The sequence below is a fragment of the Pseudomonas sp. genome, from assembly GCF_017744435.1.
Classification (GTDB): domain Bacteria; phylum Pseudomonadota; class Gammaproteobacteria; order Pseudomonadales; family Pseudomonadaceae; genus Aquipseudomonas.
The window spans coordinates 36,366-61,667 of sequence record NZ_JAGIBG010000045.1; the positions used below are offsets into that span (position 1 = coordinate 36,366).

The 25,302-nt window shown below is 62.9% G+C and carries 23 protein-coding genes; 1 reads left to right on the forward strand and 22 read right to left on the reverse strand.

Going from position 1 to position 25,302, the window contains the following annotated elements:
- Positions 1-432: 432 nt before the first annotated feature.
- The 8 genes from rpoS to J7573_RS23780 all read right to left on the reverse strand — a co-directional run bounded on the left by rpoS (position 433) and on the right by J7573_RS23780 (position 7,565).
- Positions 433-1,440, reverse strand: coding sequence for an RNA polymerase sigma factor RpoS (gene rpoS / locus J7573_RS23745; protein ID WP_016392283.1), 1,008 nt, complete (start codon positions 1,438-1,440; stop codon positions 433-435).
- 109 nt (positions 1,441-1,549) lie between these two features.
- A complete protein-coding gene (locus J7573_RS23750) occupies positions 1,550-2,407 on the reverse strand; it encodes a peptidoglycan DD-metalloendopeptidase family protein (RefSeq protein WP_294340745.1) in 858 nt (285 codons plus the stop codon).
- A 160-nt stretch (positions 2,408-2,567) separates the two neighbouring features.
- A complete protein-coding gene (locus J7573_RS23755) occupies positions 2,568-3,206 on the reverse strand; it encodes a protein-L-isoaspartate(D-aspartate) O-methyltransferase (protein WP_294340793.1) in 639 nt (212 codons plus the stop codon).
- Positions 3,207-3,247: 41 nt separating this feature from the next.
- The gene (gene surE, locus J7573_RS23760) at positions 3,248-3,997 is read right to left on the reverse strand and encodes a 5'/3'-nucleotidase SurE (RefSeq protein WP_294340746.1); all 750 of its coding nucleotides are present in this window, start codon (positions 3,995-3,997) and stop codon (positions 3,248-3,250) included.
- On the reverse strand, positions 3,985-5,043 hold the full coding sequence (gene truD, locus J7573_RS23765) for a tRNA pseudouridine(13) synthase TruD (protein WP_294340748.1): 1,059 nt from the start codon (positions 5,041-5,043) through the stop codon (positions 3,985-3,987). The genes surE and truD overlap by 13 nt, the downstream gene beginning before the upstream one ends.
- Positions 5,040-5,513, reverse strand: a complete 474-nt coding sequence (gene ispF / locus J7573_RS23770) for a 2-C-methyl-D-erythritol 2,4-cyclodiphosphate synthase (protein WP_294340750.1) — start codon at positions 5,511-5,513, stop codon at positions 5,040-5,042. Before ispF ends, truD begins: the two co-directional genes overlap by 4 nt.
- Positions 5,514-5,589: 76 nt before the next feature.
- Positions 5,590-6,444: an S-formylglutathione hydrolase gene (gene fghA, locus J7573_RS23775; protein WP_294340751.1), complete on the reverse strand. Its 855-nt coding sequence runs from the start codon at positions 6,442-6,444 to the stop codon at positions 5,590-5,592.
- Between the two features lie 8 nt (positions 6,445-6,452).
- Positions 6,453-7,565, reverse strand: coding sequence for an S-(hydroxymethyl)glutathione dehydrogenase/class III alcohol dehydrogenase (locus J7573_RS23780; protein WP_103445319.1), 1,113 nt, complete (start codon positions 7,563-7,565; stop codon positions 6,453-6,455).
- A gap of 108 nt (positions 7,566-7,673) precedes the next feature.
- Between J7573_RS23780 and J7573_RS23785 the strand changes: the two genes are divergently transcribed.
- Positions 7,674-8,570 carry a LysR substrate-binding domain-containing protein gene (locus J7573_RS23785; RefSeq protein WP_294340755.1) on the forward strand — a complete coding sequence of 299 codons (897 nt, stop codon included), beginning with the start codon at positions 7,674-7,676 and terminating at the stop codon, positions 8,568-8,570.
- Between the two features lie 127 nt (positions 8,571-8,697).
- Here J7573_RS23785 and ispD read toward each other — a convergent pair whose 3' ends face one another.
- The 14 genes from ispD to bamA form a co-directional block, all read right to left on the reverse strand.
- A complete protein-coding gene (gene ispD, locus J7573_RS23790; protein ID WP_294340756.1) occupies positions 8,698-9,405 on the reverse strand; it encodes a 2-C-methyl-D-erythritol 4-phosphate cytidylyltransferase in 708 nt (235 codons plus the stop codon).
- Positions 9,402-9,683: a cell division protein FtsB gene (ftsB, locus tag J7573_RS23795; protein WP_023534037.1), complete on the reverse strand. Its 282-nt coding sequence runs from the start codon at positions 9,681-9,683 to the stop codon at positions 9,402-9,404. Before ftsB ends, ispD begins: the two co-directional genes overlap by 4 nt.
- Before the next feature lie 156 nt (positions 9,684-9,839).
- Positions 9,840-11,129 carry a phosphopyruvate hydratase gene (gene eno, locus J7573_RS23800; protein ID WP_054885360.1) on the reverse strand — a complete coding sequence of 430 codons (1,290 nt, stop codon included), beginning with the start codon at positions 11,127-11,129 and terminating at the stop codon, positions 9,840-9,842.
- Between the two features lie 200 nt (positions 11,130-11,329).
- Entirely contained in the window at positions 11,330-12,958 is a 1,629-nt protein-coding gene (locus tag J7573_RS23805) for a CTP synthase (RefSeq protein ID WP_079229451.1), read from the reverse strand.
- 269 nt (positions 12,959-13,227) lie between these two features.
- A complete protein-coding gene (gene tilS, locus J7573_RS23810) occupies positions 13,228-14,511 on the reverse strand; it encodes a tRNA lysidine(34) synthetase TilS (RefSeq protein ID WP_294340763.1) in 1,284 nt (427 codons plus the stop codon).
- Between the two features lie 165 nt (positions 14,512-14,676).
- Complete coding sequence (gene accA / locus J7573_RS23815) at positions 14,677-15,624, reverse strand: acetyl-CoA carboxylase carboxyl transferase subunit alpha (RefSeq protein WP_103445323.1); 948 nt, start codon at positions 15,622-15,624, stop codon at positions 14,677-14,679.
- Between the two features lie 105 nt (positions 15,625-15,729).
- Positions 15,730-19,254: a DNA polymerase III subunit alpha gene (gene dnaE, locus J7573_RS23820; RefSeq protein ID WP_294340764.1), complete on the reverse strand. Its 3,525-nt coding sequence runs from the start codon at positions 19,252-19,254 to the stop codon at positions 15,730-15,732.
- 204 nt (positions 19,255-19,458) lie between these two features.
- Positions 19,459-20,082: a ribonuclease HII gene (gene rnhB, locus J7573_RS23825; RefSeq protein ID WP_294340765.1), complete on the reverse strand. Its 624-nt coding sequence runs from the start codon at positions 20,080-20,082 to the stop codon at positions 19,459-19,461.
- Between the two features lies 1 nt (position 20,083).
- Entirely contained in the window at positions 20,084-21,211 is a 1,128-nt protein-coding gene (lpxB, locus tag J7573_RS23830; protein WP_294340767.1) for a lipid-A-disaccharide synthase, read from the reverse strand.
- 1 nt (position 21,212) lies between these two features.
- Positions 21,213-21,989 (reverse strand): acyl-ACP--UDP-N-acetylglucosamine O-acyltransferase, encoded by a 777-nt coding sequence (gene lpxA, locus J7573_RS23835; protein ID WP_027920027.1) that lies wholly within the window; start codon positions 21,987-21,989, stop codon positions 21,213-21,215.
- The gene (gene fabZ, locus J7573_RS23840; protein WP_003252314.1) at positions 21,986-22,426 is read right to left on the reverse strand and encodes a 3-hydroxyacyl-ACP dehydratase FabZ; all 441 of its coding nucleotides are present in this window, start codon (positions 22,424-22,426) and stop codon (positions 21,986-21,988) included. Before fabZ ends, lpxA begins: the two co-directional genes overlap by 4 nt.
- Positions 22,427-22,539: 113 nt before the next feature.
- The gene (gene lpxD / locus J7573_RS23845; protein WP_294340786.1) at positions 22,540-23,595 is read right to left on the reverse strand and encodes a UDP-3-O-(3-hydroxymyristoyl)glucosamine N-acyltransferase; all 1,056 of its coding nucleotides are present in this window, start codon (positions 23,593-23,595) and stop codon (positions 22,540-22,542) included.
- A gap of 1 nt (position 23,596) precedes the next feature.
- Entirely contained in the window at positions 23,597-24,100 is a 504-nt protein-coding gene (locus tag J7573_RS23850; RefSeq protein WP_003252311.1) for an OmpH family outer membrane protein, read from the reverse strand.
- Positions 24,101-24,144: 44 nt separating this feature from the next.
- A partial coding sequence (gene bamA, locus J7573_RS23855; protein WP_294340791.1) for an outer membrane protein assembly factor BamA occupies positions 24,145-25,302 on the reverse strand: 1,158 nt, incomplete at its 5' end.

Consider the following 25,302-nt stretch of genomic DNA (forward strand, 5'->3'; position numbering starts at 1 on the left):
TGCACAGTTCGAATACTAGCGAGTTCCCTGAGGCAGGCAACTGCGAGATCTCTCAGGATATTACTGGGGACACATTTCCACACAGCCAAAAAACGTATGAATTTCAGCTGTTTAAGAAAAACCGGGACCTGAAAACGACTTTGATTTACTGGTAGTTACACAGATGGCTTACACAAAGAGTAAGCAAAGGCTTACACGCCATGCATCAGGGGTAGCGCCGTACACATTACCTGGCTCTGGGTTCATACCGGCTTGCTCCGGCCTCTTCGCGGGCAAGCCCGCTCCCACAGGTACTGCACAGTATTCAAGAGCTGTGGGGAGCCTGTGTGGGAGCGGGCTTGCCCGCGAAGAGGCCGGAGCAAAATTACCAAGATTGCAGAAACAAAAACGCCCCGAGGTCATCGGGGCGCTTCAGATACAGTGAAGCCAGGTTTATTGGAACAGCGACTCGCTGGAAAGCCCGTTCTTCTCGAGGATCTCGCGCAGGCGCTTGAGCCCCTCCACCTGGATCTGCCGCACGCGTTCGCGGGTCAGGCCGATCTCCAGGCCAACATCTTCCAGCGTGCTGCTCTCATGCCCACGCAGGCCGAAGCGGCGTACCACGACCTCACGCTGCTTGTCGGTCAGCTCACCCAGCCACTGATCAATGCTCTGCGACAGGTCATCGTCCTGCAGCAGTTCGCACGGATCGGTCGGGCGGTCATCGGTCAGGGTGTCGAGCAGGGTCTTGTCCGAGTCCGGGCCGAGCGACACGTCAACGGAAGACACACGTTCGTTCAGGCCCAGCATGCGCTTGACCTCGGCGACCGGTTTCTCCAGCAGGGTGGCGATTTCTTCAGGCGACGGCTCGTGGTCGAGCTTCTGGGTCAGTTCCCGCGCAGCGCGCAGGTAGACGTTGAGCTCCTTGACCACGTGGATCGGCAAGCGAATGGTGCGGGTCTGGTTCATGATCGCCCGCTCGATGGTCTGGCGGATCCACCAGGTCGCGTAGGTCGAGAAGCGGAAACCACGCTCCGGGTCGAACTTCTCCACCGCACGGATCAACCCCAGGTTGCCCTCCTCGATCAGGTCGAGCAGAGACAGGCCACGGTTGACGTAACGACGGGCAATTTTCACAACCAGGCGCAGGTTGCTTTCGATCATGCGCTTGCGGCCGGCAGGGTCACCCTTTTGCGACAGGCGCGCAAAGTGAACTTCCTCTTCCGGGGAAAGCAGAGGCGAGAATCCGATCTCGTTGAGATACAGCTGGGTGGCATCGAGCGCCCGGCTGTAATCGATATACTTGTGTTGCTTGAGCGAAGAGCCCGACTTCGCTCTGGTCCGAACCGACGGTACAGCAGGTTCGTCTGACACCACATCCGTTTCCAAAACGATGCCCGTCTCCATGAGGAGGACGTCATCGTCGATGTCAAACTCCGGCGCTTCTTTACTGAGAGCCATTGTTATAGTCCTTTGCTGAGTTCGAACTCAGACTCTTGCGGCGCCTGTCTCCCTGGCAACGCAGGAGCCCGTCCCCTCTACATCCAAGGAACAGGCCGGGGTACAACGATCAACGGCGTGGCAGGAACTGGAGCGGATCGACGGGTTTACCTTGGCGGCGAATCTCGAAATGCAGCTTCACCCGATCTGTGCCCGTAGACCCCATTTCAGCAATCGACTGCCCTGCCTTGACCTGCTGCCCCTCCCGAACCAACAGCCTGCGGTTGTGACCGTAGGCACTGACGTAGGTGTCGCTGTGCTTGATGATGATCAGTTCGCCGTAGCCCCGCAAGCCACTCCCGGCGTAGACCACCGCACCATCAGACGCAGCAAAAACAGGCTGTCCCAAATCACCGGCGATATCAATGCCTTTATTCAAACTACCGTTTGAAGCAAATTTTCCAATCAGCACGCCATTGGCCGGCCACGTCCAGTTCCCCACTGCACGCTCTGCGGCGGGCACCGTGGTAACCACCGGAGCAGGCGTGGCGGGCGTTGTTGGCGTCGACTTTCCGCCGTTTGCAGGGGGGGTGATAGGTGTTCCGGCAGGGCGACGAATGACCGTTGTCCTGCTCGACGAGGACGGGCTGGAGACCACCGTGCTGCTGCTGGTCGAGCCGCTGTTGAAACGGATAGCCTGGCCCGGGCGGATGGTGTACGGAGCGGGGATGCCGTTACGCGCTGCCAGCTCCTTGTAGTCCCAGCCATAGCGGAACGCGATGGAGAACAGCGTATCGCCAGGCTTGACGACGTACTGCCCCGAAGTCACTGCCGGTCGCTTGGGCGCAGCCGTGTTTCGATCGACCACGCGCGCACCGCTGGAGCTCGTGCTGGAGCAACCTGTCAGCAAGGTGCCCATGGCCAGTGCAATCAGCAGAAGCTTGAAAGCCGACCGATCCTTGCGCTGCCGAATGACTGTGTGCCCCACCCGCGCTCCCCTCATGGTGCCGAAAATCGATAAGACGATAAGAAATGCAATATTGTTGCAATTATAACCAAGCCAGGCGGCAATGGCAGGGCCCAGGCCCCGCCAGATAGACAGGGCCGCGCCACAAGAATTCGTTGCTGCTGCAAATATTCCTGGCGGCTCAGGCCAGCGGACCGTTGAGCAGCGGCACGAAACGCACCGCGCCCAGCACGCGACGTGAGAAGCCGTGCTCTTCGCGCACGATCAGCATCAGCTGCTGCACCTCACCGGCCGGGCCTACCGGAATCACCATGCGCCCCCCCGGCGCCAGCTGGTCGAGCAGCGCCTGCGGCACTTCCGCTGCCACTGCGGTGACGATGATGCCATTGTAGGGCGCCAGCGCCTGCCAGCCATCACAGCCGTCGCCCCAGCGGAACACCACGTTGCGCAAGTTGAGCTCTACCAGGCGCTCCTTGGCCCGGTCCTGCAGCACCTTGATCCGCTCCACCGAGAACACACGCTCGACCAGCTGGGCCAGGATTGCAGTCTGGTAGCCTGAACCGGTGCCGATCTCCAGCACCTTGTCCAATGGCCCCGCTTCCAGTAGCAGCTCGCTCATGTGCGCCACCATGAACGGCTGGGAGATGGTCTGGTTGTGCCCGATCGGCAGCGCCGTATCTTCGTAGGCCCGATGCGCCAGCGCCTCGTCGACGAACAGGTGGCGTGGGGTCCGGCGAATCACGTCGAGCACCTTGGCGTTCGACACGCCTTCCTCGCACAGGCGCTGGATCAGCCGCTCGCGGGTGCGCTGCGAGGTCATGCCGATACCGCCACGGCGCTGCAGATCGTCCTGTTCACGCATCAGAGCAGGCCCTCCAGCCAGCCGTCGAGCTGCTCGAAGGCATCGTTGAACGTACGGTCCAGCTGCAACGGGGTAATCGATACGTAGCCTTGCATGACGGCATGGAAATCGGTACCCGGCCCGCCATCCTCGGCATCGCCGGCCACGGCGATCCAGTAGCCTTCCTTGCCACGCGGGTTGACCACCTTGGTCGGCGCCGCCGCCCGCGCCCGATGACCGAGGCGGGTGAGCTGAATGCCGCGGATGTGCTCCAGCGGCAGATTGGGGATATTGACGTTGAGCACGGTGCGCGGCGGCAGTTGCAGGCGCGGCAGTGCCTCGACCAGGCGGCGGGCGATATGGGCGGCCGTCGGCAGGTTGTCGGGCAGCCGCGACAGCAGCGAGAACGCCAGCGAGGTGCCACCCAGGAAACGGCCTTCCAGCGCGGCGGCGACCGTGCCGGAATAGATCACGTCATCCCCCAGGTTGGCCCCCAGGTTGATGCCCGAGACGACCAGGTCCACAGGCTCCGGCAACAGGCCGTTGAGCCCAAGGTGCACGCAATCGGTGGGCGTGCCGTTGAGGCTGATGAAGCCGTTGGCCAGGGTCTGCGGGTGCAATGGCCGATCCAGCGTCAGCGAACTTCCGGCGCCGCTCTTGTCTTGATCCGGGGCGATCACCGCGCACTCGGCATAATCCGCCAGCGCACCGTGAAGCGCGGCAAGGCCAGGTGCCGTAACACCGTCGTCATTCGAAATCAGAATACGCATGGGCTGTCCGTCTGCCCTGCCGGCACCAGATCGACGAGTTCGCGCACCACCACGGTGGCGAAGCATCCGGCCGGAAGGACGAATTCCAGTTGCAGGATATCAGGCTCGGGATAATGCCACGTCAGGCCGCCAATAGGGAGCCGCAGGATGCGCCGTTCGTGACTCATGCCCGCATACGCGAGCCATTGGCAAAGTGCCAGGTGCTGATCGCCGACCGCCGTCTCCAGCTCGGAGGTCACGCCGGCTGCAGGCGACGGGCCTTCCCCCCACATCGGGCCGGTGGGATGCAGGTCCAGAATTGCCAGGCGAGGATCGGAACATTCCTGCTCGCCCGCGGGAAAGAAACTACGGCTGTTAGTGAACGCCAACAGATCCCCGACCTGGGCGTGCTGCCAGGTGCCATCGGCGACACGCGCCGCCAGCACCTGGTTGAACACATAGCTGCGCGCCGCCGAAAGCAGGCGTGAACGCACGTTGCGCTGCTCCGGCAGGGCCTTGCGCGATGCCCAGTCCTGGGCATCGTGGACGTTGCCACCGCCGTGGCCGAAACGCTGGCTGCCGAAGTAGTTCGGCACGCCCTGCTGCTTGAGTTGCTCCAGGCGGGCATCGAGGGCCTGGCGGTCAGCTGCCAGGGCAGTCAGGCGCAGGGTGAAACCATTGGCCGAATGGGCACCGCGTTGCAGCTTGCGCTGGTGACGCACCTGCTTGAGCACGCGCAGGGTGTCGTCTTCGGCACGCGACAGGTCAGGGTCGGCCTTGCCCGGCAGGTGCAGGCTGAACCACTGGCGGGTCAGGGCCTGGCGGTCCTTGAGGCCTGCATAACTGATGGCCCGTACCGGTACGCCGGCGGCACGGGCCAGGCGACGGGCAGCCTCTTCGGTGTTGAGGTCGCGCTTCTCGACCCACAGCCACAGGTGCTCGCCCTGGCCGGACAGCGGAATGTCCAGCACCTCATCAACCTGGAAGTCTTCGGCCACGGCCTTGAGCACCGCGCTGCCCAACGATTCACCCGACGCGCGCGGGCCCAGCAGGTCCAGTTCGGTCATGCTGGCAGCAACAGGGCAACCGAATGCACGGCAATGCCCTCCTCGCGACCGCAGAAGCCCAGTTTCTCGGTGGTGGTGGCCTTGACGTTGACCTGGTCGAGTTCGACCTGCAGGTCTTCGGCAATCAGCTGGCGCATGGTTTCAATATGCGGGGCCATTTTCGGTGCCTGGGCAACGATGGTGGCGTCGACGTTGCCAACCTGCCAGCCCTTGGCCTTGACGATAGCGACCACATGACGCAGCAGCTCACGGCTGTCGGCGCCCTTGAACTGCGGGTCGGTGTCGGGGAAGTGCTTGCCGATGTCACCCAGCGCCGCAGCGCCAAGCAAGGCATCGCTCAGGGCGTGCAGCAGCACGTCACCGTCGGAATGGGCCAGGAGGCCGTATTTGTGGGGGATACGCACCCCACCCAGGGTAATGAAATCACCGTCGCAGAAACGGTGCACATCGTAGCCGTGGCCAATACGCATAGAAAAACGCCCTGATTGAGTCAGGGCGTGATTCTACCTGCTTTGCAGGAGGTTGGGCGGCTTTTGGACCGGGCTGTTACACCCGTCCGAGTGCCATCGCGTGATGGCGCAGGTGCTCATCGATGAAGCTGGCGATGAAGTAGTAGCTGTGGTCATAGCCAGGCTGCAGGCGCAGGGTCAGCGCATGCCCCCCTTTGCGTGCGGCCTGCTCCAACGCTTCAGGCTTGAGCTGCTTCTCGAGGAAGTCATCCCGGTCACCCTGGTCCACCAGCAACGGCGGGCACTCGCCTGCAGGCGCTTCCGCCAGCAGCACACTGGCATCCCACTCACGCCAGCGCGCGCGGTCTTCACCCAGGTAGCGGCTGAAGGCCTTCTCGCCCCATGGGCAATCCATCGGGTTGCTGATCGGCGAGAACGCCGACACCGAGCGATAGCGGCCCGGGTTGCGCAAGGCGCACACCAGCGCACCATGCCCGCCCATGGAGTGGCCGCTGATGCTGCGCTGGTCGGAGGCCGGGAAGTGCGCCTCGATCAGTGCCGGCAGCTCCTGCACCACATAGTCGTGCATGCGGTAATGCTGCGCCCAGGGCTGCTGGGTGGCGTTGAGGTAGAACCCGGCACCGAGGCCGAAGTCCCAGGCGCCGTCAGGGTCGCCCGGCACCTGCTCGCCACGCGGGCTGGTGTCGGGGGCGACGATGATCAGCCCGAGCTCGGCGGCCAGGCGCTGGGCGCCGGCCTTCTGCATGAAGTTCTCGTCGGTGCAGGTGAGGCCGCTGAGCCAGTACAGCACCGGCAGCTTCTCGCCCTGCTCGGCCTGCGGTGGCAGGTAGACGGCGAACACCATGTCGCAGCCCAGCACCTTGGAGTGATGCCGGTAACGCTTGTGCCAGCCGCCGAAGCTCTTCTGACAGGAGATGTTATCCAGGCTCATGGCTGACCTCAGAAGTGGATCACGCTACGGATGCTCTTGCCTTCGTGCATCAGGTCGAAGGCCTTGTTGATGTCTTCCAGGCCCATGGTGTGGGTAATGAAGGTATCCAGCGGGATCTCGCCCTTCTCGGCCATGTCCACGTAGCTTGGCAGCTCGCTGCGGCCACGTACGCCACCGAATGCCGAACCACGCCAGACGCGGCCGGTCACCAGCTGGAACGGACGGGTGGCGATTTCCTGGCCGGCACCGGCGACACCGATGATCACCGATTCGCCCCAGCCCTTGTGGCAGCATTCCAGGGCCGCGCGCATCAGTTGCACGTTGCCGATGCACTCGAACGAGAAGTCCACGCCACCGTCGGTGAGGTCGACGATCACTTCCTGGATCGGGCGGTCGTAGTCTTTCGGGTTGATGCAGTCGGTGGCGCCCAGCTGGCGGGCGATTTCGAACTTGGCCGGGTTGATGTCGATGGCGATGATGCGCGAGGCCTTGGCCTTGACCGCACCGATCACGGCCGACAGGCCGATGCCGCCGAGGCCGAAGATGGCCACGGTGTCACCCGGCTTGACCTTGGCGGTATTGAGCACTGCGCCGATACCGGTGGTGACGCCGCAGCCGAGCAGGCAGACCTTCTCCAGTGGTGCTTCTTTCTGGATCTTGGCCACGGAAATTTCCGGCAGCACGGTGTACTCAGAGAAGGTCGAGGTGCCCATGTAGTGGAACAGTTGCTGGCCCTTGTACGAGAAGCGGGTGGTGCCGTCCGGCATCAGGCCCTTGCCCTGGGTGGCACGGATGGCCTGGCACAGGTTGGTCTTGCCCGACAGGCAGAACTTGCACTTGCCGCATTCCGGGGTGTACAGCGGGATCACGTGATCGCCCACCGCCACCGAGGTCACGCCCTCGCCGATCGCTTCGACGATCGCGCCGCCTTCATGGCCGAGGATCGACGGGAAGATGCCTTCCGGGTCGGCGCCGGACAGGGTGTAGGCGTCGGTGTGGCAGACACCGCTGGCGACCACGCGCAGCAGCACTTCGCCGGCCTTGGGCATAGCCACGTCGACTTCGACGATTTCCAGGGGTTTCTTGGCCTCGAAGGCAACGGCAGCACGGGACTTGATCATCACAGGGTCTCCAGACAGTGGATCGGTTCAGTCTCGCAGTGTAATCCAGGCGCTTTTGATGAATAATCCAGGCAAAGCCAAAACATTATTGCCATACAGGGATAATCCATGAGCAGCCGCTGGGAAGGCATCGACGAATTCGTCGCCGTGGCCGAATCTGGCCAGTTCACGGCTGCAGCCGAGCGCCTGGGCGTGTCGTCGTCACACATCAGCCGGCAGATCGCCCGCCTGGAAGAACGCCTGCAGACCCGTTTGCTGTACCGCAGTACCCGCCGGGTGACCTTGAGCGAGGCCGGGCAGACTTTTCTGCAACACTGCCAGCGCCTGCAGGACGGCCGTGAGGAAGCACTGCGCGCCATGGGCGACCTGGCCAGCGAACCCAAGGGCCTGCTGCGCATGACCTGCGCGGTGGCCTATGGTGAGCGCTTCATCGTGCCGCTGGTGACGCGATTCATGGCGCTGTATCCGCAACTGCGGGTCGAAGTGGAACTGAGCAACCGCACCCTGGACCTGCTGCACGAAGGCATGGACCTGGCGATCCGCCTGGGCCGCTTGGCCGACTCCCGACTGGTGGCAACGCGCCTTGCGCCGCGGCGCATGTTTTTGTGCGCTTCACCGGCGTACCTGGAGCGCTATGGGCGGCCGCACAGTCTGTCGGAACTGGCCCGGCACAATTGCCTGATCGGCAGTTCCGACCTGTGGGCCTTGCAGCTGGAGGGTCGCGAAATCAGCCAGCGGGTGCAGGGCAACTGGCGCTGCAACAGCGGCCAGGCGGTGCTGGATGCGGCGTTGCTGGGGATGGGGTTGTGCCAGTTGCCGGACTATTACGTGCTTGAGCACTTGAACAGTGGCGCACTGGTATCGTTGCTGGAAGGACATCAGCCGCCGAATACGGCGGTGTGGGCGTTGTATCCGCAGCAGCGGCACCTGTCGCCGAAGGTGAGGCGCTTGGTGGATTACCTGAAGGAAGGGCTGGCGGGGTTGCCGGAGTACAGGCAAAGCTGATGTGCTGGCTCTACTGGCCTCTTCGCGGGCAAGCCCGCTCCCACAGGATGGTCATCGCACCTGAAGTCGGTGCTATTCCTGTGGGAGCGGGCTTGCCCGCGAAGAGGCCGGTACAGGACCACGAAGATCAGCGCCTGCCCGCCCAGCGCTGGCGCAACCACTCCAGGTCTTCCGGCCGGGTGACCTTGATGTTGTCACTGCGCCCTTCGACCAGCCGCGGCGCCTGCCCCGACCATTCGATGGCCGACGCCTCATCGGTCACCACCACATCGGAAACCAGGCTCTCGGCCAGGGCCCGGTGCAGCGCCCCCAGGCGGAACATCTGTGGCGTATAGGCCTGCCAGATAGTGCTGCGGTCCACCGTCGCGGCGACCCGCCCGTTGGCATCGGCGCGCTTGAGGGTATCGCGCGCCGGCACCGCCAGCAGCCCGCCTACCGGGTCATCGGCCAGTTCCGACAGCAACTTGTCCAGGTCGCTGCGCGCCAGGTTCGGCCGCGCCGCATCGTGCACCAGCACCCAATCGTTGTCCGATGCCCCTTGGGCATGCAACAGCAACAAGGCATTGAGCACCGAGTCGGCACGTTCGTCACCACCCGCTGCCCGCTGGATGCGCGGATCGCTGGCGCAACGCAGGCCTGGCCAGTAAGGGTCGTCTTCGGCAATGCTGACCACCACGCCCATGAGCGAGGGGTGGCCAAGAAAACAGTCGAGGCTGTGCTCGAGGATGGTCTGCCCAGCCAGCTCCAGGTATTGCTTGGGGCGGTCGGCAGCCATGCGGGCACCGACGCCCGCAGCAGGAATCACGGCCCAGAAGGCCGGTAGTGTTTCAGTCATTTTTGCGGCAGCTGGAAGAGGGTTTCGCCCTCTTTGACCATTCCCAGTTCATGACGAGCCCGTTCTTCGACGGTCTCCATACCTTTCTTCAGCTCCAGCACCTCGGCATCGAGCACGCGGTTACGCTCCAGCAGCCGTTCGTTCTCGGCGTGCTGTTCGTCGATCTGCTGCTTGAGCTCGGCCACTTGCGCCAGGCTGCCGTTACCCACCCAAAGGCGGTACTGCAGGCCACCGAGCAGCAGGAGCAGGACAAGGAACAACCAATAGGGACTGCGCATCAAGGTATCCAGGTTAAAGACCGCCGCACACGGGCGTCATATAGCACGAAGCCTGGCCGAGGCCAGGCTTCGTTGACAGAAACCCGCATGAAGCACCAGAAAATTCATTAAGAAAGTTCCGGCAGCCTCGGCTGCTGTCTTTTTACCATCTCTTGCTTAGCCGCGAAACTCGGCACGACCACGGTAAACCGCTTTGGCGCCCAGTTGCTCTTCGATGCGCAGCAGCTGGTTGTACTTCGAAACGCGGTCGGAGCGGCACAGCGAGCCAGTCTTGATCTGGCCAGCAGCGGTACCCACGGCCAGGTCGGCAATGGTCGAATCTTCGGTTTCACCGGAGCGGTGCGAGATTACGGCGGTGTAGCCGGCAGCCTTGGCCATCTGGATGGCTTCCAGGGTTTCGGTCAGCGAGCCGATCTGGTTGAACTTGATCAGGATCGAGTTACCGATGCCCTTCTCGATGCCTTCCTTGAGGATCTTGGTGTTGGTCACGAACAGGTCGTCACCGACCAGCTGTACCTTGGCACCGATCTTGTCGGTCAGGATCTTCCAGCCAGCCCAGTCGGACTCGTCCAGGCCGTCTTCGATCGAGATGATCGGGAAGCGCTCGGTCAGGCCTTTCAGGTACTCGGCGAAACCTTCGGCGTCGAACGACTTGCCTTCACCGGACAGGTTGTACTTGCCGTCTTCGTAGAATTCGGAAGCCGCGCAGTCCAGGGCCAGGGTCACGTCGGTGCCCAGCTTGTAGCCAGCTTTCTCGACCGCTTCGGCGATAGCAGCCAGAGCATCTTCGTTGGAAGCCAGGTTCGGGGCGAAACCACCTTCGTCACCTACGGCGGTGTTCAGGCCACGGGCCTTCAGCACGGCTTTGAGGTGATGGAAGATTTCAGTACCCATGCGCAGGCCGTCGGAGAAGGTCTTGGCGCCAACCGGCTGAACCATGAACTCCTGGATGTCGACGTTGTTGTCGGCGTGTTCGCCACCGTTGATGATGTTCATCATCGGCACCGGCATCGAGTACTGGCCCGGAGTGCCGTTCAGGTTGGCGATGTGCGCGTACAGCGGCAGGTCCTGATCCTGTGCAGCGGCCTTGGCAGCAGCCAGGGACACGGCCAGGATGGCGTTGGCGCCCAGCTTGGCCTTGTTCTCGGTACCGTCCAGCTCGATCATGGCGCGGTCCAGGGCCTTCTGGTCGGAAGGATCCTTGCCCAGCAGCAGGTCACGGATCGGGCCGTTGATGTTGGCGACGGCCTTCAGCACGCCCTTGCCCAGGTAACGGCTCTTGTCGCCATCACGCAGCTCCAGCGCTTCGCGCGAGCCGGTGGAAGCACCGGACGGCGCGCAAGCGCTGCCGATGATGCCGTTGTCGAGCAGTACATCGGCTTCCACGGTGGGGTTGCCACGCGAATCGAGAACTTCACGACCTTTGATGTCGACGATTTTTGCCATTGTTGTAAGCACTCCAGAATTGACGAAAACAACGCAACTTTAGGGAATTCTTGCCTTGCACCAGGCGGGGACGCAGCAGGCAGGCCTGGCAGAAGCGACCCCTGACCGAACGGTCAGGGGTAGATCGGGGCGTACTTTACCCGAGAAATGAGCCTTGCGCGGCTTTAACCGTCGGAAAACTCATCAAAGACCTGAAAAAATCAGGCCTTGTTCTTCTGGGCCAGGGCCGCCTTGACGAAGCCGCTGAACAGCGGGTGACCGTCACGCGGGGTGGAGGTGAACTCCGGGTGGAACTGGCAGGCAACGAACCATGGGTGATCCTTGGCCTCGACCACTTCGACCAATGCGCCGTCTTCGGAACGACCGGAAACCACCAGGCCGCCATCGACCAGCTGTGGCAGCAGGTTGTTGTTGACCTCGTAACGGTGACGGTGACGCTCGGTGATGATGTCCTTGCCGTAGCAGTCGTGCACCTTGGAACCGGCCGCCAGCTGGCAGTCCTGAGCGCCCAGGCGCATGGTGCCGCCCAGGTCGGAGGCTTCGGTACGGGTCTCGACGGCACCAGTGGCATCGGCCCACTCGGTGATCAGGCCGACCACCGGGTGGCCGCTGTTGCGGTCGAACTCGGTGGAGTTGGCGTCTTTCCAGCCCATCACGTTACGGGCGAACTCGATCACGGCCACCTGCATGCCCAGGCAGATGCCGAGGTACGGGACCTTGTTTTCACGGGCGTACTGCACCGCGGTGATCTTGCCTTCCACGCCGCGCAGGCCGAAACCGCCCGGTACCAGGATGGCGTCTGCGCCTTCCAGCAGGCTGGTGCCCTGGTTCTCGATGTCTTCGGAATCGATGTAACGCAGGTTGACCTTGGTACGGTTGGTGATGCCGGCGTGGCTCATCGCTTCGATCAGCGACTTGTACGCGTCCAGCAGCTCCATGTACTTGCCGACCATGGCGATGGTGACTTCCTGCTCAGGGTTGAGCTTGGCATCGACCACCTTGTCCCACTCGGACAGGTCGGCGCTGTTGCACTGCAGGCCGAAGCGCTCGACGACGAAGTCGTCCAGGCCCTGGGCGTGCAATACACCTGGGATCTTGTAGATGGTGTCGACGTCTTCCAGCGAAATCACCGCACGCTCTTCGACGTTGGTGAACAGCGCGATCTTGCGGCGCGACGAGGCGTCGACCGGGTGGTCGGAGCGGCAGATCAGCACGTCAGGCTGCAGGCCGATGGAGCGCAGCTCCTTGACCGAGTGCTGGGTCGGCTTGGTCTTGGTCTCGCCAGCGGTGGCGATGTACGGGACCAGGGTCAGGTGCATCAGCATGGCGCGTTTGGAGCCCACTTCGACACGCAGCTGGCGGATCGCCTCGAGGAACGGCTGCGACTCGATGTCACCCACGGTACCGCCGATTTCCACCAGGGCCACGTCGGCATCGCCGGCGCCCTTGATGATGCGACGCTTGATCTCGTCGGTGATGTGCGGGATGACCTGGATGGTCGCGCCCAGGTAGTCACCACGGCGTTCTTTACGCAGCACGTGCTCGTAGATACGGCCGGTGGTGAAGTTGTTGTTCTGGGTCATGGTCGTGCGGATGAACCGCTCGTAGTGGCCCAGGTCGAGGTCGGTCTCGGCGCCATCGTGGGTGACGAACACTTCACCATGCTGGAACGGGCTCATGGTGCCCGGATCGACGTTGATGTACGGATCCAGCTTGAGCATGGTGACCTTCAGGCCCCGCGCTTCCAGGATGGCCGCCAGGGAAGCCGAGGCAATGCCTTTCCCCAATGAAGAAACAACACCGCCCGTGACGAATATGTAGCGCGTCATGAAAAACCCTAGAAGTCTGCGTTAAGGCGGCCAGCGCCGCCGGAGAAAGCGAAGGAAGGCCGAAGCCCCCGATCACCTGCGTCAATCACAGTGCATCTCGAAAAACTGCCGCGTCTGTACAGACCAGGGGTATCCCCGGCATGGAGCTCGCTCGTCATTTCCAGAATCAGCCCAGCAAAAAACTGCTTGGTAATCGGCAACTGCTGTGTTTCCGGGGAAGCCACAGAAGTTGTATCAAGAAGGGAGGGTAGTCTACCGGAATGTACCCTTCAGCTCAAACCTTGCGCGTTCGTCGGCAGCTGCCAGTGAAGCTGGCAATCGGCCTGCCCCAGCGAAGGCAGATTGGCCACCGCCAGCAGGCGCTCGCCGCAGTACAGCAACGGCAGGCGCGCGCGCACGAAGTGCGGGACCTGCAGCTCGTTGAGCAGGCGCTTGAGGTCGCGTCGGCCGCGGCCGGGGATGTCCAGCACCTCACCGCCCTGGCGGTAGGCGATACGCAGCTCGCCCAGCGGCGCAGCGACATCAAGACGCACACTGCCATTGCCCGGCAATGCCAGGACCTCTCCTGGGTCGGCCCAGGCGTACTCGCCCATGGGTTGCTGCAGCCAGTCACCACTCAACCACCAGATACGGCCATGACTACGCAGCAACCGACCGTCGGCCAGGCGCCAGACCGGCTGCGCATCTGCCGCGGCGTCGCGCAGATCGGCCCAGCCGGCCCAATGACGGGTATCGGGCAAGCGGGTTCGCGGGCGTAGCCAGTGCTGCAGGGCATTGCGCTGCCGTGCAGGCGACAAGCGGGAGAGCACCGCCAGATCAAGCGACTGCAAGGCCGCCCAGGCCGGAGCGGCGCCCTCCCCGGCCTCGGCCAGGTCGCCCTGCGCCAGTTCGTCGAGCAGGCCCAGCGCCTCACCCAGATGCTCCGCACAACGGGCTAGGCTCTGGCTAGCCTGCGGCCAACGCTGCTGCAAATGCGGGAACACTTCTGCGCGCAGATAGTTGCGGTCGAAGGCGGTATCAATGTTCGTCGGGTCGTCGATCCACACCAGCTCATTGGACTGGGCGTAGTCATGCAACTGCTGACGCGAGGTGGCCAGCAACGGCCGGACCAGGCTGCCCTGCCCCAGCGGGCGCTGGCCGGGCATCGCCGCCAGGCCGCGCAGGCCAGCACCGCGCAGCAGGCGGAAGAGCAAGGTCTCGGCCTGGTCGTCGCGGTGCTGGGCGGTGAACAGGATGTCGCCGGGGCCTAGGACTTTCTTCAAGGCGGCATAGCGGGCATCGCGAGCGGCCTGTTCGATACTGGCGCCAGGGGTGACCTGGACCTGGATGACCTGGAGTTCGACACCGAGCTGGTCGCAAATAGACTGGCAGTGGGCAGGCCACGCGTCGGCGGCGGACTGCAGGCCATGGTGGATGTGCAGGGCGCGCAACGGGGGGGATGCGTGGCTGCGGGCGTGATTGGCCAGCAGGTGCAGGAGAACGGTGGAATCGAGGCCGCCGGAGAAGGCGATATACCAGGCGGGGGCGTTGAGCCAGGGGTTGAGGTCGATCATCTAGCCCTCGCTCAATTCAGCAATGCATTCGCGGGCAAGCCCGCTCCCACAGGTACAGCGCAGGGCTCGCGGGCAGCGCTGTACTTGTGGGAGCGGGCTTGCCCGCGAACACCGGCGAAGCCGGTGCGATGAAACACTGGGGCCGCAGAACGGCCCCGCAATCGATCAGAGGCCGTAGCTCATCAGGCGGTCGTAACGACGAGCCAGCAGCGCGTCGTTGTCGAGCTTGCCGAGCATGTCCAGCTGCTGCACCAGGTCGGCACGGATGCTTTCGGACATCTTCGCCGGGTCACGGTGGGCGCCGCCCAGCGGCTCCTGGATGACCTTGTCGACGATGTTCAGGCTCTTCAGGCGCTCAGCGGTAATGCCCATGGCTTCAGCGGCGTCGGCAGCCTTGTCGGCCGTCTTCCACAGGATCGAAGCGCAGCCTTCCGGCGAGATCACCGAGTAGGTGGAGTACTGCAGCATGTTCAGCTGGTCGCACACGCCAATGGCCAGCGCACCGCCGGAACCACCCTCACCGATCACGGTAGCGATGATCGGGGTCTTCAGGCGGGCCATGACACGCAGGTTCCAGGCAATGGCCTCGCTCTGGTTGCGCTCTTCAGCGTCGATGCCCGGGTAGGCGCCCGGAGTGTCGATGAAGGTCAGGATCGGCATCTTGAAGCGCTCGGCCATTTCCATCAGGCGGCAGGCCTTGCGGTAGCCTTCAGGGCGCGGCATGCCGAAGTTGCGGCGAACCTTCTCGCGCACTTCGCGGCCCTTCTGATGGCCGATGACCATCACTGGCTTGCCATCCAGACGCGCAGTACCACCGACGATGGCGGCGTCGTCGGAGAAGTGGCGGTCACCGTGCAGCTCTTCGAACTCGGTGAAGATGTGGTCCAGGTAGTCCAGGGTGTAAGGACGACGTGGATGACGGGCCAGGCGGGCGATCTGCCAGCTGGTCAGGTTGCCGAAGATGCTTTCGGTCAGGGTGTTGCTCTTGTCTTGCAGACGGGCAATTTCATCGCTGATGTTCAGCGAGTTGTCGTTGCCTACCAGGCGCAGGCCTTCGATCTTGGCTTGCAGGTCGGCAATCGGCTGTTCGAAATCGAGAAAATTCGGGTTCATAGTCATCCGTCTTGGGTCTACGGCCAGGCGGCCGGCCGGTTGATCCGTTTGGCGCCCTACCTTAAGGGATCAGGCGCATATAGGTCGAGATTAAATTTCGTCGATTCAACGATATTGCAGGAAGACGTTCTCACGCCCGAACTGGTCACGCAGTGCCTGAATCAGGCCATCGGCCGGGTCGATCTTCCACTGCTCGCCGAACTGCAACATGGCCTTGGCGTCGCTGCCGGTGTACTCCAGCGTGATCGGGCAAGCCCCGCGGTGACGGGTGATCAGCTCGCCCAGCCACTTCAGGCGGTCACCCTTGAGCGCTTCGTGTGCCACTTTCAGGCGCAGGCTCTCGGCCAGCTTGGTGCGCGCGTCTTCCATGGTCATCACCTGCTTCACCCGCAGGCGCAGGCCGCCGGAGAAGTCGTCGTTGCTGACCTCACCCTCGACCACAACCATGGCATCGTTCTGCAGCAAGGACTGTGCCGCGATGTAGGCATCGGCAAACAGCGAGGCCTCGATGCGCCCGGAACGGTCATCCAGGGTGACGAAGCCCATCTTGTCGCCCTTCTTGTTCTTCATCACCCGCAGGGCAATGATCATCCCCGCGATGGTCTGGGTCTCGCGCGACGGCTTGAGGTCGATGATGCGCTGGCGGGCGAAACGGCGAATCTCGGTCTCGTACTCGTCGATCGGGTGGCCGGTGAGATACAGGCCCAGGGTGTCCTTCTCGCCCTTCAGGCGCTCCTTGAGGGTCAGTTCGCGCACCTTGCGGTGATTGGCGTAGACGTCGACATCCGCCTCGTCGAACATGCCGCCGAACAGGTCGACGTGACCACTGTCAGCGGTATGGGCCGCCTGCTCGGCGGCCTTGATCGCCTCGCCCAGTGCCGACAGCAAGGTCGCACGGTTGAGGTCGATGTTGGCCTGATAGGCCTTGATCTCATCATGGAAATGCGGGCCCAGGCGGTCCAGCGCACCGCTGCGGATCAACGCATCGAGGGTACGCTTGTTGACCCGCTTGAGGTCGATGCGCTCGCAGAAGTCGAACAGGTCCTTGAACGGCCCGCCCTGGGCCCGGGCTTCGACGATGGCCTCCACCGGGCCTTCGCCGACGCCCTTGATCGCACCCAGGCCGTAGACGATGCGGCCGTCGTTGTTGACGGTGAACTTGAAGTCGGAGAAGTTCACGTCCGGCGCATCGAGGCGCAGCTTCATGCTGCGAACTTCCTCGACCAGCACCACCACCTTGTCGGTGTTGTGCATGTCCGCCGAGAGTACCGCGGCCATGAACGGCGCCGGGTGGTGGGTCTTCAGCCAGGCGGTCTGGTATGACACCAGGCCATAGGCGGCAGAGTGGGACTTGTTGAAGCCGTAACCGGCGAATTTCTCTACCAGGTCAAAGATGTTACCGGCCAGATCCGCATCGATATTGTTGGCGACGCAACCTTCGATGAAGCCACCGCGTTGCTTGGCCATCTCCTCGGGCTTTTTCTTACCCATGGCTCGACGCAGCATGTCGGCGCCGCCGAGGGTGTAGCCCGCCATCACCTGGGCGATCTGCATCACCTGTTCCTGGTACAGGATGATGCCGTAGGTCGGCGCCAATACCGGCTTGAGGCCTTCGTACTGGTAGTCGGAGTGCGGGTAGGCCAGCTCGGCGCGGCCGTGCTTGCGGTTGATGAAGTCGTCCACCATGCCCGACTGCAGCGGGCCCGGGCGGAACAGCGCCACCAGTGCGATGAGGTCTTCCAGGCAGTCGGGCTTGAGCTTCTTGATCAGCTCCTTCATGCCGCGGGATTCGAGCTGGAACACCGCCGTGGTTTCGGCCTTCTGCAACAGCTCGTAGGTCTTGCGATCGTCCAGCGGGATGAAGTCGATGTTGAGATCAGGCAGGTTCTGCTTGGCCTGCTCGCGGTTGATGATCTCCATCGCCCACTTGATGATGGTCAGGGTACGCAGGCCGAGGAAGTCGAACTTCACCAGGCCCGCAGCCTCGACGTCGTCCTTGTCGAACTGGGTCACCAGGCCGCCGCCCTCTTCGTCACAGGCGATCGGCGAGAAGTCTGTGAGCTTGGTCGGGGCGATCACCACGCCACCGGCATGCTTGCCGGTACCACGGGTGACACCTTCGAGCTTCAGCGCCATGTCCCAGATCTCGCGGGCATCCTCGTCGCCCTTGAGGAAGTCGCGCAGGATCTCTTCCTGCTCGTAGGCTTTCTCCAGGGTCATGCCCACTTCGAACGGGATCATCTTCGACAGGCGGTCGGCCAGGCCGTAGGACTTGCCCTGCACCCGCGCCACGTCGCGCACCACCGCCTTGGCGGCCATGGTGCCGAAGGTGATGATCTGGCTCACGGCATTGCGGCCATAGGCTTCGGCCACGTAATCGATCACCCGGTCACGGCCGTCCATGCAGAAGTCGACGTCGAAGTCGGGCATGGAAATACGTTCAGGGTTGAGGAAGCGCTCGAACAGCAGGTCGTAGGCCAGCGGGTCGAGGTCGGTGATCTTCAGCACGTAGGCCACCAGCGAGCCCGCACCCGAACCCCGCCCCGGGCCCACCGGCACGTCGTTGTTCTTGGCCCACTTGATGAAGTCCATAACGATCAGGAAGTACCCGGGGAAGCCCATCTGGATGATGATGTCCAGTTCGAACTTCAGGCGGTCCAGGTAGACCTGGCGCTTCTCTTCGTAATTCGGCGTGGTCTCTTTCGGCCAGAGCACCGCCAGGCGCTCTTCCAGGCCTTCGTGGGAGACGTGGCGCAGGTAGTCGTCGATGCCCATGCCATTGGGCGTCGGGAAATCGGGCAGGAAGTACTTGCCGAGCTGCACCTGGATGTTGCAGCGCTTGGCGATCTCGACGGTGTTGGCAATGGCATCGGGCAGGTCGCTGAACAGCTCGGCCATTTCCTCGGCCGATTTCAGGTACTGCTGGTCGCTGTAGCCACGCGGGCGGCGCGGATCGTCGAGGGTCCAGCCCTCGCCGATGCAGACGCGGGTTTCGTGAGCATCGAAGTCGGACTGCTTGATGAAGCGCACGTCGTTGGTGGCCACCAGCGGCGCACCGAGCTGGTCGGCCAGGGCCACGGCGGCGTGCACGTATTCCTCGTCGCCGGCGCGGTTGGTGCGCTGCACTTCGACGTAGAAACGCTCGGGGAACATGCCCATCCAGTCGCGCAGCAGGGCTTCGGCTTCTTCCTGACGACCATTCATCAGGGCCATGCCGATGTCGCCCTCCTTGCCTGCAGAGAGGGCAATCAGCCCTTCGCTGGCGGGGGCGATCCACTCACGCTGGAGGATCACCAGGCCGTTGCGCTGGCCGTCGGTCCAGCCACGGGAGATCAACTCGGTGAGGTTGCGATAGCCCTTGGGGTCCATGGCCAGGAAGCAGATGCGCGACAGCGGTGCTTCCGGGTCGGCACCGGCCAGCCACAGGTCGGCACCGCAGATCGGCTTGATCCCGGCGCCCATGGCCGTCTTGTAGAACTTGACCAGCGAGCACATGTTGCTCTGGTCGGTGATCGCCACCGCCGGCATGCTCATCCCCGCCAGCGCCTTGGCCAGCGGCTTGATCCGCACCAGGCCGTCGACCAGCGAGAATTCGGAGTGGACGCGCAGGTGAACGAAGGGAACCGACATGGAAAGTCCTGTAGCAGTGCTGAACGACAAGGGCGGGATTGTAGCGTAATTGAGTGGGGAATTTGGGGCCGCGTTGCGGCCCTTCGCGGGCACGTCGGATCGCCGCACCGCCACTCCCACAGGAGATAGAGTAACCCTCAGGAACAGCGCTGTACCTGTGGGAGCGGGCTTGCCCGCGAAGGGCCGCAAAGCGGCCCCCTTGCATCAGATTAGAGAATCGGTGATGCCTTCGCGGGCTTCCCAGGCGGCCCGCACCGGGCCGAATGAGCGCCGATGAATGGGCGTGGGGCCCAGGCGCGCAAGGGCTTCGAGGTGCACAGGCGTTGGATAGCCTTTATGCCCACCAATCCCGTAGCCCGGGTAGATCAGCTCGAACGCGCTCATCTCCCGGTCGCGGGTCACCTTGGCCAGGATCGATGCGGCAGCGATTGCCGGCACCTGGCTATCACCCTTGACCACTGGTGCGGCCGGCACCGCCAGTTTCGGGCAACGGTTACCGTCGATCAGTGCCAGCTTCGGGGTCACGTGCAACCCTTCCACCGCTCGCTGCATGGCCAGCATGGTGGCTTGCAGGATGTTCAGCCGGTCGATTTCCTCGACTTCGGCGCGGGCGATGCAAAAGCTCAGGGCTTTTTCGCAGATCTCGTCGAACAGCGCCTCGCGCTTGGCTTCGGTGAGCTTCTTCGAATCGTTCAGGCCCAGAATCGGCCGAGCCGGGTCGAGGATCACCGCCGCCGTGACCACCGCACCGCACAGCGGGCCGCGGCCGACTTCGTCGACGCCGGCGACCAGGTCCTCGACCAGGTTGAAGTCCAGTCCAATCTGCATGTCAGCGGTCCTTGAGCAAGGCCAGCACAGCGTCAGCCGCCTGGTTGGAGGCGTCGCGGCGCAAGGTGCGGTGAATCTGGTCGAAGCACTCGGTCTGCTGGCGGCCATCGTTCACCAGCGGTGCCAAGGTCTGTGCCAGGGCTTCACTGGTGGCAGCATCCTGCAGCAACTCCGGCACCACCTCACGCTGAGCCAACAGATTGGGCAACGACACGTATGGGCTCTTCACGAGGCGCTTGAGAATCCAGTAGGTCAATGTTGCCAGGCGATAAGCCACAACCATGGGACGCTTGTACAGCAGCGCCTCCAGCGTGGCGGTCCCGGAAGCGATCAGCACCGCATCACAAGCTGCCAGCGCCTGGTGTGACTGCCCATCGAGCAGGGTCAGCGGCAGGTCGCGGCCGACCAGCATCTGTTCGATCTGGGCACGACGCGCAGCGTTGGCACACGGCAGCACGAAACGCACACCCGGCACCAACTCGCGCAGACGCTGGGCAGCATCGAGAAACAGAGCCCCCAGGCGCCCAACTTCACCTCCACGGCTGCCTGGCATCAAGGCAACCAGCGGCCCCTCGCCCAACCCCAGCGCTTGACGCGCCGCCTGGCGGTCGGCGGACAACGGAATGGTATTGGCCAGCGGGTGGCCCACGAAGCGCACGGGCACGCCCTGCTCTTCATAAAAGCGTGCCTCGAAAGGCAACAGCGTCAGCATCAGATCGCAGCCCTCACGAATCTTCAGCACGCGCTTCTGCCGCCACGCCCACACGGAAGGGCTGACGTAGTGCACGGTTTTTATCCCGGCCTGGCGCAGTTTCAGCTCGATATTGAGGGTGAAATCAGGTGCATCAATGCCGATGAACACGTCCGGCTTTTCGTCGATCAGTGTCTGGATCAGCAACTTGCGCCGCTTCAGCAGCTCACGCAGACGCCCCAGCACCTCGACCAGACCGAAGACCGCGAGACGCTCCATGGGGAAGTACGACTGAAGGCCTTCAGCCTCCATCAAAGGGCCGCCAACACCGATGAAACGCACATCAGGATGGCGCGCCTTGAGGGCGCGCATCAGACCAGAACCGAGAATATCGCCGCTGGCCTCACCTGCGACCAGTGCTACGCAAAGCTGCGCCATATCAGCGGGTAATGCCGCGGGCGGAGTTCACGATCGACTGGCGGAACAGCTCGACCTGTTCGTACTTGGCGGCCAGCTCGTCCAGCTCCTTGATCGCCTCTTCCACGGTCAGGCCCTGACGGTAGACGATCTTGTAGGAGCGGCGCAGGGCATGGATGACCTCGTCGCTGAAACCACGGCGGCGCATGCCTTCGAAGTTCATGCTGCGGGCTTCGGCTGGGCTGCCGAACACCGTGACGAAGGCCGGCACGTCCTTGCCGATCGCCGTGCCCATGCCAGAGAACGCATGGGCGCCAATGTGGCAGTACTGATGCACCAGGGTGAAACCGGACAGGATTGCCCAGTCGCCCACGTGCACATGCCCGGCCAGCGCGGTGTTGTTGACCAGGATGCAGTGGTTGCCGATGACGCTGTCGTGGCCGATGTGGGCATAGGCCATGATCAGGTTGTGATCACCCAGGGTGGTTTCCGCACGGTCCTGGACCGTACCACGGTGAATGGTCACACCTTCGCGGATCACATTGTGATCACCGATCACCAGCCGCGTCGGCTCACCCTTGTACTTGAGGTCAGGGGTGTCTTCGCCAATCGAGGAAAACTGGTAGATGCGGTTGTGCTTGCCAATCCGGGTCGGCCCCTTGAGCACCACGTGCGGGCCAATGACGGTGCCCTCGCCGATCTCGACGTCGGGGCCGACGATCGACCACGGGCCGACCTCGACACCGTCGGCCAGTTTGGCCGACGGATCGATGATCGCCCGCGGATCAATCGAACTCATAGGGAGCGTTCCGCGCAGGTGATCTCGGCCGAGCACACCGGCTTGCCGTCAACCAGGGCGCGGCACTCGAACTTCCAGATCATGCTCTTGCGGCTGAGGAACTTGGCTTCCAGTACCAGCTGGTCGCCCGGCAGTACCGGCTGGCGGAAACGCAGCTTGTCGGAACCGACGAAGTAATACAGGGTGCCATCGGCCGGCTTGGCATCGAGCATCTTGAAACCAAGGATGCCGGCCGCCTGGGCCATGGCTTCGATGATCAGGACGCCCGGCATGATCGGGTGCGCCGGGAAATGGCCATTGAAGAACGGCTCGTTGATGCTGACATTCTTGTAGGCACGAATGCTCTGGGCCTCGAAGTCCAGATCCGTCACGCGATCTACCAGCAGGAACGGGTAGCGGTGAGGCAGGTATTCGCGAATCTCGTTGATGTCCATCATTTCGGGGGGAAGCCTGTAATAAGAATAGGGAGCGCAGGTGCTGACCACACGCTCCTTTTGCAGTCCAAAGAGGAGCCAGCTAGCGACTGTTCACTCTTGCTCAGGAAATGGTATCAGCCTTCTGATGTCGGCTGGCCACCTGAGGTCACGGTATCGACACGTTTTTCCAGCTGCTGGAGCCGCTTGGCCATCTCATCGAGCTGGCGTATGCGTGCCGCGCTCTTGCGCCAGTCAGCCAGGGGCTGCATGGCCGTGCCGGATGAATAGGAGCCTGGTTCGGTGATCGAACGGGTCACCATGGTCATCCCGGAGATGAATACGTTATCGCAGATATCGATATGCCCCACCAGGCCCACGCCACCTGCCAGCATGCAATGCTTGCCGATGCGCGTACTGCCGGAGATCCCGACACAGGCGGCCATGGCCGTATGATCACCGATCTGCACGTTGTGGGCGATCTGGATCTGGTTGTCGAGCTTGACCCCATCACCGATCCGGGTGTCGGACAGTGCGCCGCGGTCAACGGCAGTATTGACGCCGATTTCCACGTCATCACCAATGGTGACGCCGCCAATCTGGGCGATCTTGCGCCAGATGCCCTTCTCGTTGGCAAATCCGAAGCCCTCGCCCCCGATCACGGCGCCCGACTGGATAACCACACGCTTGCCAATGGTCACGTCGTGATACAGCGTAACCCGCGGTGCCAGCCAGCCACCTTCACCGACCACGCAACGGGCACCGATGAAGCAATTTGCGCCGATGCTGACGTTGGCGCCGATGCGCGCACCGCTTTCGATGACCGCGAACGGCCCGACACTGGCGCTGGCATCCACCTGAGCATCCTCCGCCACCACGGCGCTGGGATGAATACCCGCCACAGCCTTGGGTTTGGGGTCGAACAGGTGGGAAATACGCGCATAAGCCAGGTACGGGTCAGCCACGATCAGGGCATTGCCGGAAAAGCCTTCGGCGTCCGCAGCCTTGAGCAGCACCGCAGCGGCCTGGCAGGTGTCCAGGAATTTGCGGTACTGCGGGTTGGCGAGGAAGCTCAATTGACCGGGGCCGGCCTCCTGCAAGGTGGCCAGCCCGGTAATCTGCAGCGCCTCAGGGCCTTTGAGTGTGGCCCCGAGGGCCTCGGCCAGCTGGCCGAGCGTCATGGTCACGGTCATATCAACGCGCTTGGTTCATGCGCTCGATGACTTGGCGGGTGATGTCGTACTGAGGTTTGACATCGATGACCGCGCCGCGCTCGAGAACCAGGTCGTAGCCGCCCTTCTTGATCACTTCCTCGACAGCGCCATCCAGCTTCGGCTTGAGCTGCTTGAGCATGTCGCGGTCAGCAACGGCCTTGGCCTCGTTCAGTTCCTTGGACTGGAACTGGAAGTCGCGGGCTTTCTGCTTGAATTCGAGCTCCAGGCGCTCACGCTCCTGCTGCTGCATCTTGTCGCCGCCCTTGATCAGACGGTCCTGGATGCCCTTGGCGCTGCTTTCCAGGCTTTTCAGCTTGGTCAGTTGCGGTCCGAATTTCTTCTCGGCATCGACCGCATACTTCTTGGCGGCATCGGATTCGAGCAGGGCCATCTGATAGTTCAGCACGGCGACCTTCATTTCGGCGAAAGCCGGGGTGGCGACCAGCGCCGCGGCCACTACGGCCAGTTGAGCCAATTTACGCACGATGCACTCCTGGAAAAACCGTTGTCGTTAAGCAAGGGCCGACCTTAGAAGGTCTGGCCCAGAGAGAATTGGAACACCTGGGTATCGGCATCGCTCGGCTTCTTCACCGGCATTGCCAGGCTGAAGCTCAACGGGCCCAGAGCAGTAATCCAGGTCACACCCAGACCGACCGAACTGGCCATGCCCGAGAAGCCGACCTTTTCGCAATCCGGCTTGCTGCCGCAGTTGGTGTCGAACACGTTACCCACATCCCAGAACACGGAGGTGCGCAGGGAGCGCTGGTCCTTGACGAACGGCAGCGGGAACAGCAATTCGACACCACCTTGCACCAGCACGTTACCACCGAACGGCAGCGGATCCTGATCCGGGTCGGCGATGGTGCCTGGGTTCTTGCCGGTACTAGGCGTACTGCGCGGGCCCAGGCTGCTGTCCTTGAAGCCACGTACGGAGTTGAAACCACCCGCGTAGTAGTTCTCGTAGAACGGCAGGCCCGACGTGCTGCCGTAGCCATCACCATAGCCCAGTTCGGTGTGCAGGCGCAGGGTGTAGTCGTTGGTAATCGGCTTGAACAGCTGGCCGCGGTAGTCGAGCTTGTAGAACGACAGGTCGCTGCCCGGAATGGTGCTCTCGAGCGTCAGGCTCTGGGAGTGACCACGGGTTGCCAGCACACCTTTGTTCAGGGTCGATTCGGACCAGCCGATCGAAGCCTTGAAGTTGGTGAAGTTGCTACCTTCCTGCTTGAGGAAGTCGAAGATCTCGTCAACGGTGTACTTGCCGGTCTTGATCTTGTCCTGCTGAACACTCAGGCCGTAGGTCAGACGCGAGGTTTCGCTGATCGGGTAGCCGAGGCTGACACCGGCACCCAGGCTGTCCACCGCATAGCTGGCCACGTCGACGTCAAGGTCGCTGTAGTCGGTGCTGCGGTAGAAGGCGTTGTAGCCCAGGCTCACGCCGTCGGCAGTGAAGTAGGGGTCAACGAAACCAAAGTTGTAACGGGTCTGGTATTGCGAACGGGTCAGACCTATGGACACCTTGTTACCGGTACCGAGGAAGTTGCTCTGGCTGATCGAGCCGCCGAGGATAAGGCCGGCGCTCTGGGCGAAACCGACGCTGGCGGTGATCGAGCCGGAGGCTTGCTCTTCGACGCTGTAGTTGACGTCGACCTGGTCGTCGGTGCCTGGCACCGCCGGGGTCTCGACGTT